We start from the raw sequence: 16345 nt of genomic DNA, 5'->3' as shown, positions 1-16345 counted from the left end.
GTTGCAGATGACTCGGACCAGGATCAGCTCTGGCCGGCGTCGAGCATGCCCTCGCGGGTCGGGACCTTGACCCGGAGGCGCTCCTGGGCCTCGCCCAGCGCGATCTCGTGCTCGTTGAGCTTGAGCCAGTGCTCGTGGGTGAACACGTTGGCGCCACGCTCGGCGAAGAACGCGTCGACGGCCTCGTCGGAGCGCTGCGGCGCCGTCTCGGTCGTGAGCTCGAGCAGGTGGCCGACGGTCTCGGCGGCGTCGGACTTGGTGTGGCCGATGAGGCCGACCGGGCCGCGCTTGATCCAGCCGGTGGTGAAGACGCCGGGGATGTGGTTGCCCTCGAGGTCGAGGACCTTGCCGCCGTCGTTCGGGATGACCGCCTTGCGCTCGTCCCACGGGAGGCCCGGCAGCGCGTCGGACTTGTAGCCGATGGCGCGGTAGACCTGACCGACGGGCCACTCGGTGATCTCGCCGGTGCCCTCGACGGTGCCGTCGGCGTTGGGGGAGTGCGTGCGCTCGGTCTTGAACGCGACGACCTTGCCGTCGGCGTCGGTGACGACCTCGGCCGGCTGCTCCATGAAGTGCAGGTGGATGCGGTGCGGCTTGCCGACCTCGTCGCGACCCACCCAGTTGGCGAGGGTGTCGAGCACCATCTTCTGCGACTTGTGCTTGCCGATGTGCTCCATGCCGTCGGCGTCGACGTCGAAGCCCTCGGGGTGCACGACGACCTCGACGTTCGGCGAGTGGTTGAGCTCGCGCAGCTCCAGCGGCGAGAACTTCGCGTACGCCGGGCCGCGGCGCGAGAAGACGTGCACGTCGGTGATCTGCTTGGTCTTCAGGCCCTCGAAGACCTGCGCCGGGATGTCGGTCACGAGCATCTCGTCAGCGGTCTTCGCGAGGACGCGGGCGACGTCGAGCGCGACGTTGCCGACACCGAGGACGGCGACGCGGGTCGCGCCCTCGAAGTCCCACGTGGGGGCGTCGTCCGGGTGGGCGTCATACCAGGAGACGAAGTCGGCGGCGCCGATCGAGTGCTCCTCGCCGGGGATGCCGAGGTCGCGGTCGGACTTGGCACCGGTGGAGAAGATGACCGCGTCGTAGAACTCCTGGAGTTCCTCGAGCTTGACGTCGGTGCCGAAGTTGACGTTGCCGAGGAAGCGGATCTCCGGCTTGTCCAGCACGCGGTCGAGCGCCTTGATGATCTCCTTGATGCGCGGGTGGTCCGGCGCGACGCCGTAGCGCACGAGGCCGAACGGCGCGGGGAGGCGCTCGATGATGTCGACGGAGACATCGACGTCGGACTTGGTGAGGATGTCAGCGGCGTAGATGCCGGCCGGACCGCCACCCACCACAGCAACGCGAAGAGTCATGGGGCCAATTGTGAAGCCTGATCGCGGTTCGACAAAACGAGGTTGTGGTTGTGGGGTCACAAGGCTAACTTGTGGAACGTGTTGGGAAACCACGTTCCGGACCTCCGTGCGCTGGAATTGCTCGCCCTCGTGGGCCGCACAGGCAGCCTGAGCGCGGCCGCTGCTGAGACGGGAATCACACAACAGGCGGCCTCCTCCCGGATGCGTACGACGGAAGCGCTGGTGGGTGCGCCCCTCCTGAGTCGCAGCCGCAAGGGCTCCGCACTGACGCCGACAGGGGAGCTGGTCGTCCAGTGGTCGACCCGCGTGCTCGAGGCCGCGGCCGAGCTCGACGCGGGCCTGCAGGCGCTCCGCTCCGACCGTCGCGCACACCTGAGCGTTGCGGCCAGCCTGACCATTGCCGAGCACCTGCTGCCCGGCTGGCTGGTCGCCGTGCGCGACCAGCAGCGGCGTCGCGGGGTGCCGCCGACCGAGTTCGTGATGACGGCGACCAACAGCGAGCGCGTCGCCGCGCTCGTCGCTGCCGGCACGGTCGACCTGGGCTTCGTCGAGGGCCCGCAGCCGCCAGCCGGGCTCCAGCACCAGCTGGTCGGGGTCGACGAGCTCGTCGTGGTCGTCGCGCCCGATCACCCGTGGGCGCAGAAGTCGCGACGGATCCATGCGGTGACACTGGCCGCGACACCCCTCGTCGTACGCGAGGTCGGGTCGGGCACCCGGGAGGTCCTCGAGCGGGCGCTGTCCGGCTTGCCGGTGGCCGATCCGGCACTCGAACTGTCGAGTGCGGCCGCGGTGCGCGCCGCCGTCATGGCGGGCGCCGGCCCGGCGGCGTTGAGCTCGCACGCCGTGCGTGACGACCTGGCGTCCGGGCGACTGGTGGCGGTCTCCGTCAGCGGGCTCGACCTCAGCCGTCACCTCCACGCCGTGTGGACGGGTGGCCCGACGCCGCCCGCGGGGCCGGCCCGTGACCTGGTGCGGTGGGCCGCCGGACGCATGGGCTCCACCGGCGACTGAGCGGTGAGTGACCGCTACCTCACGGTGTGGTCAAACGGTCCGGTCGGGTTCACCCGGTGGTCGTGGCCTGTGGGGTGAGGTGTCATCGGCGCCCGAAACCGTGGTGCCACCATGAAGCGTCTGTGGATCGCCACCGCCCTGGCCCTGCTCGCCCCCATCGTCCTCGCCGCAGCGACGCAGGAGGTGCGCGACGAACGGGGACCTGATCTAGCGGTGTCGCCGGTCGCGGCCCCGGTCGCTGCCTCGCCGACCGTGCGGCTGCTCCACAACGACCCGACCACGGACCCGCACGCCATCTCCACCGCGATCGCCGACGACATCGACGGCGTACCGGCGGGCGAGCGCATCGACATTGCGACGTACTGGCTGGAGTCGCGCAGCATCGCCGACGCCCTGGTCCGGGCGCACCAGCGCGGGGCCGTCGTCCACCTGCGGGTCGACAGCAGCAGTCGATCCCGTACGCCGGAGGCCCACGACGTCGCCGTCGAGCTCGCGCGGACGCCGGGCGACGGCTCATGGCTGCATCGCGACAAGCACTTCGGGGGAGCGGACGAGGGAATCCTCCACGAGAAGACGTTTCGTTTCTCGCGGACGGGCGCCGACCGTGATGTCGTCATCACCGGCTCGTGGAACGCAGCCGACTCCTCCGACCTCCACACGTACGCCGCGATGTGGCGCGTCGCCGGGCACCCGGACGTCTACGACGCCTTCGCGACGGCCGAAGCCGACCACCGGGCCCGCATGCGCGGCCCGCACCCGGCGCGCTGGTTCCACGGCTCGGGGTGGGCGGCGTACTTCCTGCCCCTGTCGCACCACGCGGTGCCGGCCAATGCCGCGATCGACCCGGTCATGAAGATCCTGCGCGCGGTCCCGGCGGCGCCGACCACGCAGGTGCGGATCGCGATGTACTCGATGTGGGACACCCGTGCCGCCTGGATCTCCGCCGAGCTGGCCCGGATCAGCCGGGGTGGTGGCCACATCGTGATGGTCGCCGGGCCGACCGTCGACGCCGCTACCCGTGCGACTCTCCGTTCGGCGGGTGGCCGCGTCGTCAACGGCTGCTTCCCGGACGGCACCTTCGTGCACAGCAAGGACATGGCACTCCGGTACGTCGACCACGGGCGCACCGTCCGCTGGACCTGGGTGGGCTCCGACAACTGGACCTCGCGCGGCATGACGAGCGACCAGGCGGTGCTCGGCCTCGAGGGGATCGCACCGCAGCGACAGTTCATGACGGCGTACGCGCCGCTGGCGCGGCGTACCGACGGGCTCGACGGGAAGACCTGCGAGCCCCGCGACGACTGACCGCTGTCGCTCTGATCGGTGCGCGCCGAAGCGCGTACTTCGGGGTGCAAAACCTGTGACAGCAGACACGACGTCCCAGTAAGCGGCAACTCTCCCCGTGGGCCTGTGCGGTCGTTAGGATCGGCGCGCTACGGGTCCGGGGGCAACGCTGCCCCACGGGCCCGCATCCACAGTGAAACGGAGATCGCATGATCATCGGAGTCCTCAAGGAGGCCCAGGCGGGTGAGACGCGCGTTGCCGCGACTCCTGCCACGGTGGCCCAGCTCATCAAGCTCGGATACGACGTCGTGGTCGAGTCCGGTGCGGGTGAGCTTTCGAGCTTCGCCGACCCGGCGTACGTCGAGGCGGGCGCGACCATCGGTGACCCGCTGGGTGCGGACATCGTCTTCGGCGTCAACGCGCCGACGGTGGCGCAGCGTGACGGCCTGAAGGAGGGCGCGACGCTGGTCGCGATCCTCAACGCGCGTCTGGACGCGGAGATGGTCGCTGACCTGACCGCGCGCCCCATCACGGCGTTCGCGATGGAGACGGTGCCGCGCATCTCGCGTGCCCAGTCCCTCGACGTGCTGTCGTCGATGGCGAACATCGCCGGTTACCGCGCGGTCGTTGAGGCCTCGCACGCCTTCGGCCGCTTCTTCACCGGTCAGGTCACTGCCGCGGGCAAGGTCCCGCCGGCGAAGGTCCTGGTCGTGGGCGCCGGCGTTGCGGGTCTGGCGGCGATCGGCGCGGCGGGTTCGCTCGGCGCGATCGTCCGCGCGACCGACCCGCGTCCCGAGGTGGCGGACCAGGTCAAGTCGCTCGGTGGCGAGTACGTCTCCGTCTCCGACGACACCGAGGTCTCGACCACGGGCTACGCCAAGGAGATGGGCGACGACTACAAGGCGAAGGAGGCTGCCCTCTACGCCGAGCAGTGCAAGGACGTCGACATCATCATCACGACCGCGCTGATCCCGGGCCGCCCCGCGCCCCGCATCATCACCGCGGAGATGGTCGCCTCGATGAAGGCCGGCTCGGTCATCGTCGACATGGCTGCCCAGAACGGCGGCAACGTCGAGGGCACCGTCCCGGGCGAGAAGGTCCTGACCGCCAACGGCGTCACGATCATCGGTTACACCGACCTCGCGGGCCGTCTGCCTGCCCAGGCCTCGCAGCTCTACGGCCAGAACCTGGTCAACCTGATGAAGCTGATGACCCCGGGCAAGGACGGCCAGCTCGTCCTCGACTTCGACGACGTCGTCCAGCGCGGCATCACGGTCGTCCGCAACGGCGAGGGCACCTGGCCGCCGCCGGAGGTCGCCGTCTCGGCTGCCCCTGTGGCTGCTCCGGCCGCTCCGGTCGAGGTCAAGGAGCCGAAGGCTCCGATGGCGGCCGGCACGAAGGTCGGCATCGTGCTCGCCGCGATCGCCCTCTTCGGCCTGCTCAACGCCTACGCCCCGACCAACGAGCTGCGTACGCACTTCACCGTGCTGATGCTCTCGATCGTGATCGGCTACTACGTCATCGGCAAGGTCGCGCACGCGCTCCACACGCCGCTGATGTCCGTCACCAACGCCATCTCCGGCGTGGTGGTCGTGGGCGCCCTGCTCACGGTCGCGGCGGACGACACTGCGGTGCGGATCCTGTCCGCGGTCGCGATCCTGCTCGCGTCGATCAACGTCTTCGGCGGCTTCGCGGTGACGCGTCGCATGCTCCTGATGTTCAGCAAGGGGAACTGACCCATGACCATCGTTACCTTCACCCTTGCGGCGTACATCGTCGCGGCGCTGCTCTTCATCCTGTCCCTGGCAGGCCTGAGCAAGCACGAGTCCGCCAAGAGCGGCCTCACCTACGGCATGGCCGGCATGGCGGTCGCGCTGGTCGCGACCATCGTCGCGGTCATCGACGCCAGCGAGTACGTCGACAACCGTGGCCTGGCCATCGGTCTCATGCTCGGTGCGGTCGTGATCGGCGGTGCCATCGGTCTGTGGCGCGCGAAGATCGTCGAGATGACCGGCATGCCCGAGCTCATCGCCCTCCTGCACTCGTTCGTCGGTCTCGCGGCCGTCGCGATCGGCTGGAACGGCCACCTGCTCGGCTCCGAGGAGTCGCTGCCCAGCCTGGTCAACATCCACGAGGCCGAGGTCTCGATCGGCATCTTCATCGGTGCGGTCACCTTCACCGGCTCGATCGTCGCCAACCTCAAGCTGTCGGCGAAGATCTCCTCCTCGCCGCTCATGCTGCCGGGCAAGAACCTCATCAACATCGGCTCGCTCGTGCTCTTCGTGGTGCTCACGGCCGTCTACGTCGCCGTCGAGGACCACGACACCCAGACGATCCTGCTCGGTGCGCTCACCGCACTGGCGCTGCTCCTCGGCTGGCACCTGGTCGCCTCGATCGGCGGCGGTGACATGCCGGTCGTCGTGTCGATGCTCAACTCGTACTCCGGCTGGGCCGCGGCGGCGTCGGGCTTCCTGCTCAACAACGACCTGCTGATCGTCACCGGTGCCCTCGTCGGCTCCTCCGGTGCGTACCTGTCGTACATCATGTGCAAGGCGATGAACCGCTCGTTCATCTCCGTCATCGCCGGTGGTTTCGGTATCGAGGCCGGTCCGGCCGAGGACAAGGACTACGGCGAGCACCGCGAGATCGACGCCGAGGGTGTCGCCGAGCTGCTCAAGAACGCCTCCTCCGTGGTGATCACGCCGGGTTACGGCATGGCCGTTGCCCAGGCGCAGTACCCGGTCGCGTCGCTCACCGAGCAGCTGCGCCACAAGGGCATCAACGTCCGCTTCGGCATCCACCCGGTCGCCGGCCGCCTGCCGGGTCACATGAACGTGCTCCTGGCCGAGGCCAAGGTGCCGTACGACGTCGTGCTCGAGATGGACGAGATCAACGAGGACTTCCCGGAGACGGACGTCGTCCTGGTCATCGGCGCCAACGACACGGTCAACCCGGCCGCGTCCGAGGACCCGACGTCCCCGATCGCGGGCATGCCGGTCCTCGAGGTGTGGAACGCCAAGGACGTCATCGTCTTCAAGCGCTCCATGGCCTCGGGCTACGCCGGTGTGCAGAACCCGCTGTTCTTCCGCGAGAACTCGGCGATGCTCTTCGGTGACGCCAAGGACCGCGTCGAGGACATCCTCAAGCACCTCTGATCCACCGTCGGTCGAGCTCGTCGCGACCACACGAACGCCCCGGACCACCCAGTGGTCCGGGGCGTTTGGCATCTCCATTCCACGGGTGCAATACCGGGGTCTCCGGGGCGATTTGGCGAGTACGATTGAGGGAACATTGCACTTGGCAACTAGTGCTTTCCACTTTCTGTATCTCTTGGGATGGGGCCCATGTCCATCAAGCTTCGCTCTCTTCTCCTGCCGCTGGTGATCCTGCTGCCCGTCGCCGGCCTGCAGGCACCTGCCAACGCCGCGGACGCCAAGTGGGGCTATGTCGCCACTGCCGCGGGCACGACGATCAAGGCCGGTTCCGGCCTGGTCATCTCCAACCAGACGGCCCAGGCGGCCATCACCGGCACTGCGGTGCCCAACTCCTCGAAGCAGTCGGTCGCGACCGTCTCCGCGAGCGGCGTCGTCCGCACCGGCGTCGTCGAGACCGCTGCCACGGCGAAGGCCGTCACGGGCGGCACCGAGATCAAGTCGTGGGCCCGCACGGCCGGTGTCAACGTCCTCAACGGCCTGATCACCGCCGACGCTGTCGAGTCGAACCTGACGACGGTCGCCCACCCGGACGGCACGCTCTCCACGAGCGGCGGCACGCGCCTGGTCGGCATCAAGATTGCCGGCATCAACCTGCCCGTCGACATCCCGAAGAACTACACGGTGACGATCCCGAAGATCGCCACCGTGACGATCAACGCGTACGCCACGCACGCCAACGGCGGCGCGTCCGCCAGCCAGGGCTGGGCCCTCGGTGTGGCGCTGCTGCAGAGCCAGGGCTCTGTGCCGGCGGGTGCGACGATCATCGTCAACCCGATGTACCAGACCGTCATGCCGGCGACGCCGAGCGCGGCGGGTCTGACCGGTCAGGCGTATGGCACGAAGGCCTTCGCGAAGGTCGGCGACGGCATCACCGTGGAGGCTCCGGCGACCGCGGTCCTGCGCACCCCGCCGGGTGGCAGCAACGGCGCCACCCTGAAGAACACCACCGTGGGCGTCAACGTCCCCGGCATCCTCACCACGGGTGCGGTCGAGTCCACGAGCACCTCGTCGCGGTTTGGCACCAACGACCTCGACGCCGACGTCGTCAACACCAACGAGATCGCCCGGGTCAACATCCTTGCCGGTCTCGTGACGGCTGACGCCATCAAGGTGACGGCGCACAGCCGCCGCGTCGGTGGCACCTGCTCGGGCAACGCATCGATGACTCTGGTCAACCTCAAGGTGGCCGGCACGACCATCCCGCTCAACGTCGCGCCCAATACGACGATCAACGTGGCCAACATCGCCAAGGTTGTCGTCAACCAGCAGGTCCGTCAGGGCTGCGGCACGCTCGCCCGCGGTGTCCTGATCACGCTGCTCAGCCCGCAGGGTGACCTGCCGCTGGGTGCGCAGGTCGAGGTCGCCACGGCCACGACCGGGATCCTCTGATCCCGTCAGCTCCGCCTCACGAAAGCCCCCGGGTGCGAACCTGGGGGCTTTCGTGGTCCTCGTGGTCCTTGCGTGGCTAACCTCAGCCCATGGCTGACCTTCCGCTCGACCCCTTCGCCCTGCTCTCCAAGTCGCAGAAGCTCGCGGTCGACGCCGCCGCCGGAGCTCTGGACGCGCTCGTCACCATCGGCAAGACGGCGGCCCAGCCGGACGAGGCGGTCCGTCAGATCTCGGCCCTGGCGAACGCCGTCGGCGACCTCGCCTCGGCCAGCGTCCAGCCGCTGCAGGACTTCGTCGTGAAGCAGCGCGAGATCGCGGACACCATGGCCAGCCTCGCCTCCGTGCAGGCCGACCTCGCCGCGCTCGTCGAGTCGCTGGCGCACCGCCACGCCGCTGTCGTCCAGTCGCTGGAGAACCTGACGGCGCCGGTCTTCAGCCTGGTGATCCGCGAACCCGGCGCCACGCCCGCGGGGGAGTAGCGCCGGGGCGCGGTCAGCGCCAGATGTCGAAGCGGAAGTCGTAGACGTGGCCGTCCTGCCACCCGGACGCGTTGCCCAGGCTGACTCCCACGCGGCTGACCGACTTGCTGGAGAAGGGCATGCTCCGCACCAGCTTGTCGCCTCTGTTGAAGATCAACGGGCTGGTGCCGATGTGGCCGTCCTTGTAGACCACCATGACGTAGCCGGTGTTGTTGAGCGTCACGCGCGGGTCCGCGGTGAGGCGAAGCTTCCACGGGCCAGTCAGATGGGCGTCCGGCTTGATGGAGAAGTCGACTGCGGCCATGTGATCTGCTGAGGCCCACCACTTCCCGGTCGACTTCTTCGCGGTGCTGAGGGTCCAGTTCTTTGCCATCGTCGCGGCTGGGTAGAAGTCGTCCCCTTCGGACCAGTAGCGCCGGGGAGCCATCGAGGCGGCGAGGAACATCCTGAACTCGTTCAGGGCAGACGAGCCTGCCTCGTTGTAGGCCGTCTCCATGGAGCTGCGGGTGTTGTCTCCGCCTTGGCTGCCCGCGTTCTGCCAGATGTGCAGGACGGTGTCGGTCCCGAGCCTCTCCGTCGTCAGCTGCTGGTAGACCCAGTTGCCGTACTCGGTACCGCCGTTCTCAGTGTCGAGGGGGAGCCAGGGGTTCCGCATGGAGCTGTACTTCAGGGCGTGGGGATTGCCGTTGTCCGCGGGGTAGACCTGGTGTTCCATCCAGCTGGCCGTCGACTCCATGAGCCAGGGGCTCTCGTAGATGTCATAGCCGAACTGAATGAGGTGGAAGAACTCGTGGGCGATCGCCGTGCGAAGCGCAACAGCGGTGCCCGTGCCTGTGCCCGCGAGCTCGGCCATGTCGTTGTCGACCACCGCGAACCCGTCGTAGCCAAAATCGACGTAGCCCGCATCTTCCGCCGGCTCGGACGAGTTCTCGGGATAGGCGTAGCCGAGCGTCAGGTTGTCCGGGGTCGCGGTGTCGACCAGATAGAGGTCGACGAGGTCCTGGCCGCCATCCTCGGTGCCATCGCCGTCGGGCCGGTCATAGCCCATCGTCGTGACCTCGGCGTCCCATGACGTGGACATCGCCGCGACCGCGGCGTTGACGTAGCTCTGGGTGGCGCCGTTGTGGCTCGGTGCGCCGGAGTCGTCGGGCGTGCCGGACGGCACCCAGTGGACACAGAAGCGGTCGTTGCAGGACTGCTGGAGGGCCGCCGTCTCGGCGGTGTCGAGCGACCATGCGGACTCGGTCTGATCCGCACTGCCGCTGGCGCTGTCCGGGCGGGCAAAGAGTCCGTGCGCGGTCCTGCGGTCGGCGCTGTCAAGGCTGCTGTAGTGGCGCCTGAGGTTGAGAAGTGCGAGCGTTGCATCGGTCGGTCGGCCGTGCGCGCTGGGGGCGCGCTTCCCCATCAGGTCGAGGACGCGGTCGAGGGCCTTCTCGGCGGCGGGGGAGGACTGCGCGGGGACGCGGTGCTCCTTGGCCGAGGCCGGTGAACTCACCACGGCCGGGGTGAGGGCGACAGGCAGGAGCAGGGCGCCCAGCAGGGCCTGGGTGGAGCGGCGGCGCATGGAACATCCCGTCAGGGTCGGCGAGCGGAGCGCTCAGCCTAAGTGGGCATTGCCTGACATGCGGGGCGATTCCGGATATCTGTGCCGTACAGATACCTGAACGGTCAGCGCCAGATCGTGGCGCTGAAGTGCGTCTCGCGACCGTTGGCCGTGGAGCTGTTGCCGAGCGCGACGGAGATCCGGCTGACGGCCCCGACCGAGAAGGGGAAGCTCCGGACGAGCTTGCCGTCGGTCAGCGTGAGGGGTGCCTTGCCGACGTGGCCGTCCTTGTAGACCACGATCGCGTACGCCGTGCCGCTGTCGGCCGGTGCGGCGATGGTGAGCCGCATCTTCCAGTTGGCCGTCAGGCTGGCGTCGGGGGTCACCGAGAAGTCGGCGCTGGCCAGGTGGTCGACGCCGGCGGTCCAGGAGCCGGTTGACTTCGTCGCGGTGCTGAGCTTCCAGGTCTTGCCCATGATCGCGGCGGGGTAATAGGCAGCGCCCTCGGACCAGAACTCGGGGAACCGGGACGGGGCCATCGAGGCGCCCGTGAAGTTGAGGAACTCCTGGCGGAGCGAGGAGCCGCGGAGCTTCAAGGCGCTGTCCAGCGCGCTGCGCGGGTTGCGGCCCGCCGTCTTGCCGGCGGAGACCCAGACGTCACGGATGCTGTCGGTGCCGAACTGCTCGCTGATCAGCTCCGGGAAGACCCACGTGCCGTACTGCGCTCCGCTGTTCGCGAGGAAGGTGTCGAGCGGCTGGGAGCGGTGGCGCAGGGATCCGGACGGGATGAACTGCCGGTTGTCGTCGATGTCGTCGTAGACCTGCTCCTCCATCCAGGTCGCCGTCGCCTCCATCAGCCACGGGCTCTCGTACGAGTCGTACGCGAACTGCACGAGGTGGAAGAACTCGTGGGCGGCCGTCACCTGACGGGCCTCGTCCGGCGTGGTCGTCGTCGACGGGAACTGCTTCGTGCTGAAGTCGTTGTCGAGCACGAGGTAGCCGAAGCTCGCGTCGGTGCTCTGCTCGGGCACCGCGTATCCGTAGTTGTGGGCAGCCCCGGTGTCGGCCAGGTAGACGTCGAGCTTGTTCGTCGACCCCGTGCCACCCCGGATGCCGTCGGCCTTGGGAGCCAGGAAGCCGAGCTGCCCCGCGTCGGTGCCGGTCTCGGTTGTCCACACCGTCTTCAGGGTGTCGACCGTGGCCTGCACCGCGGCGTCCGTGCTGCGCTGGCTGCTCGCGTTGCCGGCCGCGTCCAGTGCGTCCGCGGGGACCCAGTGCACGCAGAAGTTGTTGACGCCCCACATGGTGGTGTCGGCGCAGGTGGACTTCGCGGCAGCGACCTCGCTGGTGTCCCAGTCGGCGTTGCTGTCCTGGTCCTCGGAGTACGTCGGGGAGCCCGGCTGGTCGGGCCGCGCAAAGAGGGCGTCGGCCTGGCGGCGGTCGCGCGGCGCCAGGTGGTCGCGCTGACCCATCAGCTTGACGAGCGCCATGGTGACGTCCGGCGCACCCGTCGTGGATCCCTGCGGAAGGGTTCCGGCCAGCAGGCCGTGCACCTTCTCCAGTGCCGCGAGGGCGTGGGGGGAGGAGTGTGACGGGGCACGGTCCTGCCCGGCGGCGTACGCCGGAGCGGCGACTGCAGGAGCCAATGCCACGGCCAGCGTGGTCGTGGCGAGGGCAGCGGTCAGGTGGTGCACGCGCATGAAGGGTCCCGAGAGCTCTGGAGGGCAGGCGGAGTTCGCCAGATTACGCGCCGGCCGAAATCTTCTCGATCAGCGCGGTGGTGGAGATGGCGGGGGTGCGGGGAAGGTAGACGACCTCGCAGATGTCCTTGAACTCGTCGAAGCGGCCCTCCCAGTCGTCGCCCATCACGAGGACGTCGGCGCCGAACTTGAGGATGTACTCCCGCTTGAGCTCGAGGCTCTCCTCGACGAAGACCTCGTCGACGGGCTTCAGTGCACCGACGATCGCGAGCCGCTCCGCCTCGGAGAAGACCGGGAGGCGATCCTTCTTGCGCATGTTGAGTGCGTCGGCAGAAACGCCCACGACGAGCCGGTCGCCGAGGGCCGCTGCCCGCTCGATGACGCGCAGGTGGCCGACGTGGAAGACGTCGAAGGTGCCGAAGGTGATGACGGTGCGGGACATGGGCGCGATTCTCCCATGGGGCGTGAGGAGCACCCATTTCGGCCACGCGTGGGCAGTGACGTAGTCCACGCCCGCGACAGGTAAGCCTTACCTTAGGATGACGCCATGCGCCGTACCTCTCGCTCTGTTGCCCTGCTCGCCACCGGCCTCGCGCTGGCCTCGGTCACGTCGGGCTGTTCCTTCCTCGGCCTGGGCTCGAAGCCGGCGGACCTGCAGGTCTACTCGGCTCGCCACTACGGCAGCGAGGCGGTCTTCAAGCAGTTCACCAAGGAGACCGGCATCACCGTCCAGTTCCTCGGTGGCGAGAACTCCGACCTGCTGCAGCGCATCAAGACCGAGGGCAAGAACTCGCCCGCCGACCTCTTCGTCACCGTCGACGCGGGCAACCTGTACGAGGCCGCCCGCGAGGGCCTGCTCCAGCCGGTCGACAACGCCCAGCTCGACGCGGAGATCCCCGCCGAGTACCGCGACAGCCAGAACCGCTGGTTCGGTCTCGTCTCGCGTGCCCGCACGGTGCTCTACAACCCGGACACGGTGAAGCCGTCCGAGTTCGATGCCAAGGAGACCTACGCGGGGCTCGCCGACCCGAAGTGGAAGGGCAAGCTCTGCATGCGCGACGAGAGCGAGGCCTACCAGGTCGCCCTCGTCGCCCACCTGATCAACCTCTACGGCAAGGCGAAGGCGACCGAGATCGTCAAGGGCTGGGTCGCCAACGACCCGCAGATCATGGCCAACGACAAGCTCCTCATCGAGGCCGTCGACGCCGGCACCTGCGACGTCGCGCTCGTCAACCACTACTACGTGGCCGGCGAGCTCGAGGACAACCCCGACCTCAACGTGAAGATCTACTGGGCCTCCCAGCAGGGCGCGGGCACGATGATCAACATCTCGGGCGCCGGTGTCGTCAAGACCAGTGACAACAAGAAGGACGCCGAGATCCTCCTCGAGTGGCTCGCCGACAAGACCGGTCAGGCCGCGATGGCGTCGGGCAACCACGAGTTCCCCGTCAACCCGGCTGTGAAGCCGGATGCCGAGGCGTCGCAGTTCGGCGCGTTCAAGCCTGCCCCGCTCCAGGCCGACGAGCTCGGTCAGCAGGAGAAGGCTGCCGTCGAGATCCTCGACGCCGCGGGCTACGGCCGCTGACACCCTGATGGCCCAGACCTTCGTCCCGACGATCGCCCAGCGGGCCTGGCGCATGCAGGCGCGTGGCCGCGCCCGCTGGTCGCTGGTCGTCGTGGTGGTGGCGCTGCTCGTCGCGGCACCGGTCGTGGCCATCCTGCTCGAGGTCAGCACCCACTGGCCCGACTCCCTGCCGTCGCAGCTGCCGCACATGGTGGCGACCACGCTCATGCTGATGGTTGCGGTCGGCACGGGCTCGCTCGCGCTGGGCGTCGGCCTGGCGTGGCTGGTCACCGCCTACACGTTCCCGCTGCGCAACGTCTTCGTGTGGCTGCTCGTGCTGCCGCTGGCCATGCCGGCGTACATCCTCGGCTTCGTCTTCCTCTCCACCTTCGACGCGGCCGGTCCGGTGCAGCAGTGGCTGCGCGGGCTGGGGCTGCACGTGCAGTTCTCCGTCGCCTCGCTCGCGGGCTGCGCAATCGTCATGTCGCTCACGCTCTACCCGTACGTCTACCTGCTGGCACGGGCCGCCTTCGCGGAGCAGGGCCGGGCGACGTACGACGCGGCGCGCACCCTCGGCGCGAGCCGTCGCCGGGCCTTCTTCGCGGTGCTGCTGCCCCTCGCGCGCCCCTCGCTCGCGGCCGGTCTGGCGCTGGTGATGATGGAGGTGCTGACGGACTTCGCGACCGTGCAGTACTTCAACGTGCAGACGGTCTCCTACGGCGCGTACATCGTCTGGAAGGGCAAGTACGACTTCGCTGCCGCGACGCAGCTCGCGTCGATGGTCATGCTCTTCGCTGCCGCCGTGATGGTGGGCGAGCGGCTGCTGCGGGGCCGTGCCCGGTTTACCCAGGGCGGTCGTGGCACCGGGCTGCAGGCGGTGCGGCTCGGTCCGGTGCGTGGCCTGCTGGCCTCGCTGCTGTGCCTCGGCGCGCTCGCCGTCGCCGTCTTCGTCCCGGTCGGGCGCCTGATCGGCTGGGCGCTGCAGCCCACCCACAAGACCGCCGAGGGCGTGTTCAGCGCCGACTTCGCGCAGGCGCTCTCCAACTCTCTCGTGATCGCCGTCCTGGCCGCTGTCACCTGTGTGGTCCTGGCGCTCCTCATCGGCCACGCGCTGCGGCTGGGCGGCGGCCGGATCGTCCGGGCCTGCGCCCAGCTCACCACCTTCGGGTACGCCGTCCCCGGTGCCGTCGTCGGCATCGGCACGCTGCTCGTGCTCAAGGCGCTCAACGACGGTGTCGAGGCGATCGGCGTGCCGGGCGGCCTCGGGCTGCTCGCCACCGGATCGGTCTTCGCGATCCTCTTCGCCTACGCGGTGCGGTTCCTCGGGCCGGCGTACCAGGCGGTGGATGCGTCGTACGCCAAGCTGTCGGTCTCGATCACGCAGGGTGCCCTGTCGCTCGGTGCCGGGCCCATGCGCGTGCTGCGCAAGGTCCACGCGCCGCTCGTGCGCCCCGGCATCGCCGTGGCAGCGGTCCTCGTCGCGATCGACGCGATCAAGGAGCTGCCGCTCGTGCTGATGCTGCGCCCGGTCGACTTCACCACGGTTTCGGTGTGGGTCTACTCTCTCGCGACGGAGAACCTCTGGAACCTCGCGGCCGGGCCCGCGCTGATCATCGTCGCCCTGTCGGTGATCCCGGTGTTCCTGCTCTTCCGCCAGGTGTGGTCGTCCGACCGCGCCGCCCGACGACGTCCCGAGGAGGCCTGATGAGCACCCCCGCCCTGGTCTTCGAGGACGTCTCCAAGAGCTACGGCCGGACGCCGGCGGCAGTCGGCCTCGACCTCAGCGTCGAGCGTGGCGAGATCATCACGCTGATCGGTCCGTCGGGCTGCGGCAAGTCGACCGCGCTGCGGCTGATGGCCGGCCTGGAGCGCCCTGACGGAGGCCGGATCCTGGTCGCCGACGAGGTCGTCGCTGGTCCGGGCACGTTCGTGCAGCCCGAGAAGCGCCGGGTCGGCATGGTCTTCCAGGACCACGCGCTCTTCCCGCACCTCAGCGTCGAGCGCAACGTGGCCTTCGGCCTCACCGGCCTGCCGCGCTCGGAGCGCCGGGCCCGGGTGCGCGAGGTACTGGAGCTGGTGCGCCTCGCGGACAAGGCGAAGCGTTACCCCCACGAGCTCTCCGGCGGCGAGCAGCAGCGCGTCGCCCTCGCGCGTGCGCTGGCTCCGCGCCCTGCCGTGGTGCTGCTCGACGAGCCGTTCTCCTCGCTCGACGAGAACCTCCGCGCCCAGGTCCGCGCCGAGCTGGTCGGCGTACTCCGCTCGACCGGCACCACCGCTGTCTTCGTGACCCACGACCAGACCGAGGCGCTCTCGATCGGTGACCGTGTGGTCGTCATGCAGGCCGGCCGGATCGAGCAGGCCGACACCCCGCAGCGGGTCTTCGAGCAGCCGGCGACGCGGTTCGTGGCGTCGTTCATGGGCGACGCGGACTTCCTGCCGGCGCACGTGCACAAGGCGCTGCTGACCTGCGAGATCGGCGTCGTCTCGACCGTCCCCGGGTGGGGGCGCGCGGACACCGACGTCGAGGTCGTCCTGCGGCCGCACGAGGTGGCGCTCACGCCGGCCCGCAACCGGTCGGGCGAGGGAGCCGAGGTGATCGCGGTCGAGTACCACGGCGCCTTCGTTCTCCACACCGTCCGCCTCGCGTCCGGGCGGACCCTGCGCTCGTGGCAGCAGCACGCCGTCCGCTACCCCGTGGGCACCCCTGTGGACGCCAGCGTGGTCGCCGGCGTGACGCCGACCCTGATGGTCGGCGACAACGCCGTCGTCGCGCCTCCGGTCGCTCCGCCGGTCTCCTGA

General features: G+C 69.2%; 13 protein-coding genes. 9 read left to right on the top strand and 4 right to left on the bottom strand.

What is annotated here, in order from left to right:
• Positions 1-23 precede the first annotated feature (23 nt).
• Positions 24-1361, bottom strand: a complete 1338-nt coding sequence (locus EPD65_RS01120) for an FAD-dependent oxidoreductase (RefSeq protein WP_131581090.1) — start codon at positions 1359-1361, stop codon at positions 24-26.
• Between the two features lie 78 nt (positions 1362-1439).
• On the opposite strand from EPD65_RS01120, the gene EPD65_RS01115 reads away from it, so the two are divergent.
• The 6 genes from EPD65_RS01115 (at position 1440) to EPD65_RS01090 (ending at position 8739) form a co-directional block, all read left to right on the top strand.
• Positions 1440-2372: a LysR family transcriptional regulator gene (locus EPD65_RS01115; RefSeq protein ID WP_243640370.1), complete on the top strand. Its 933-nt coding sequence runs from the start codon at positions 1440-1442 to the stop codon at positions 2370-2372.
• A 111-nt stretch (positions 2373-2483) separates the two neighbouring features.
• The gene (locus EPD65_RS01110; protein WP_131581088.1) at positions 2484-3677 is read left to right on the top strand and encodes a phospholipase D-like domain-containing protein; all 1194 of its coding nucleotides are present in this window, start codon (positions 2484-2486) and stop codon (positions 3675-3677) included.
• A 188-nt stretch (positions 3678-3865) separates the two neighbouring features.
• A complete protein-coding gene (locus tag EPD65_RS01105) occupies positions 3866-5392 on the top strand; it encodes a Re/Si-specific NAD(P)(+) transhydrogenase subunit alpha (RefSeq protein WP_131581086.1) in 1527 nt (508 codons plus the stop codon).
• A 3-nt stretch (positions 5393-5395) separates the two neighbouring features.
• Positions 5396-6811, top strand: coding sequence for a Re/Si-specific NAD(P)(+) transhydrogenase subunit beta (pntB, locus tag EPD65_RS01100; RefSeq protein ID WP_131581084.1), 1416 nt, complete (start codon positions 5396-5398; stop codon positions 6809-6811).
• Positions 6812-7000: 189 nt separating this feature from the next.
• Positions 7001-8260 carry a choice-of-anchor P family protein gene (locus EPD65_RS01095; protein WP_131581082.1) on the top strand — a complete coding sequence of 420 codons (1260 nt, stop codon included), beginning with the start codon at positions 7001-7003 and terminating at the stop codon, positions 8258-8260.
• 89 nt (positions 8261-8349) lie between these two features.
• Positions 8350-8739: a hypothetical protein gene (locus EPD65_RS01090; protein WP_131581080.1), complete on the top strand. Its 390-nt coding sequence runs from the start codon at positions 8350-8352 to the stop codon at positions 8737-8739.
• 13 nt (positions 8740-8752) lie between these two features.
• On the opposite strand, the gene EPD65_RS01085 is transcribed toward EPD65_RS01090, so the two are convergent.
• The 3 genes from EPD65_RS01085 to EPD65_RS01075 all read right to left on the bottom strand — a co-directional run bounded on the left by EPD65_RS01085 (position 8753) and on the right by EPD65_RS01075 (position 12424).
• Entirely contained in the window at positions 8753-10303 is a 1551-nt protein-coding gene (locus tag EPD65_RS01085; protein WP_131581078.1) for an MXAN_6640 family putative metalloprotease, read from the bottom strand.
• Between the two features lie 104 nt (positions 10304-10407).
• Complete coding sequence (locus EPD65_RS01080; protein WP_131581076.1) at positions 10408-11976, bottom strand: MXAN_6640 family putative metalloprotease; 1569 nt, start codon at positions 11974-11976, stop codon at positions 10408-10410.
• Positions 11977-12025: 49 nt separating this feature from the next.
• Positions 12026-12424: an FAD synthase family protein gene (locus EPD65_RS01075; protein ID WP_131581074.1), complete on the bottom strand. Its 399-nt coding sequence runs from the start codon at positions 12422-12424 to the stop codon at positions 12026-12028.
• 105 nt (positions 12425-12529) lie between these two features.
• Between EPD65_RS01075 and EPD65_RS01070 the strand changes: the two genes are divergently transcribed.
• From EPD65_RS01070 to EPD65_RS01060, 3 genes are read left to right on the top strand one after another with little or no spacing between them, the layout of a single operon-like run.
• Positions 12530-13567: an extracellular solute-binding protein gene (locus EPD65_RS01070; protein ID WP_131581072.1), complete on the top strand. Its 1038-nt coding sequence runs from the start codon at positions 12530-12532 to the stop codon at positions 13565-13567.
• Positions 13568-13574: 7 nt separating this feature from the next.
• Positions 13575-15251: an ABC transporter permease gene (locus EPD65_RS01065; RefSeq protein ID WP_165872834.1), complete on the top strand. Its 1677-nt coding sequence runs from the start codon at positions 13575-13577 to the stop codon at positions 15249-15251.
• Positions 15251-16345: an ABC transporter ATP-binding protein gene (locus EPD65_RS01060; RefSeq protein ID WP_131581068.1), complete on the top strand. Its 1095-nt coding sequence runs from the start codon at positions 15251-15253 to the stop codon at positions 16343-16345. The genes EPD65_RS01065 and EPD65_RS01060 overlap by 1 nt, the downstream gene beginning before the upstream one ends.

The sequence above is a fragment of the Nocardioides jejuensis genome (assembly GCF_004337475.1).
Lineage (GTDB): Bacteria > Actinomycetota > Actinomycetes > Propionibacteriales > Nocardioidaceae > Nocardioides > Nocardioides jejuensis.
Note: the sequence above shows the minus strand (reverse complement) of the source record. Positions and strands in the feature narration are given on the sequence as shown.

Coding starts and splice junctions, on each gene's coding strand:
- EPD65_RS01120 (WP_131581090.1), bottom strand. CDS start 1,361: ATGACTCTTCGCGTTGCTGTGGTGGGTGGCGGTCCGGCCGGCATCTAC.
- EPD65_RS01110 (WP_131581088.1), top strand. CDS start 2,484: ATGAAGCGTCTGTGGATCGCCACCGCCCTGGCCCTGCTCGCCCCCATC.
- EPD65_RS01105 (WP_131581086.1), top strand. CDS start 3,866: ATGATCATCGGAGTCCTCAAGGAGGCCCAGGCGGGTGAGACGCGCGTT.
- pntB (WP_131581084.1), top strand. CDS start 5,396: ATGACCATCGTTACCTTCACCCTTGCGGCGTACATCGTCGCGGCGCTG.
- EPD65_RS01095 (WP_131581082.1), top strand. CDS start 7,001: ATGTCCATCAAGCTTCGCTCTCTTCTCCTGCCGCTGGTGATCCTGCTG.
- EPD65_RS01090 (WP_131581080.1), top strand. CDS start 8,350: ATGGCTGACCTTCCGCTCGACCCCTTCGCCCTGCTCTCCAAGTCGCAG.
- EPD65_RS01085 (WP_131581078.1), bottom strand. CDS start 10,303: ATGCGCCGCCGCTCCACCCAGGCCCTGCTGGGCGCCCTGCTCCTGCCT.
- EPD65_RS01075 (WP_131581074.1), bottom strand. CDS start 12,424: ATGTCCCGCACCGTCATCACCTTCGGCACCTTCGACGTCTTCCACGTC.
- EPD65_RS01070 (WP_131581072.1), top strand. CDS start 12,530: ATGCGCCGTACCTCTCGCTCTGTTGCCCTGCTCGCCACCGGCCTCGCG.
- EPD65_RS01065 (WP_165872834.1), top strand. CDS start 13,575: ATGGCCCAGACCTTCGTCCCGACGATCGCCCAGCGGGCCTGGCGCATG.
- EPD65_RS01060 (WP_131581068.1), top strand. CDS start 15,251: ATGAGCACCCCCGCCCTGGTCTTCGAGGACGTCTCCAAGAGCTACGGC.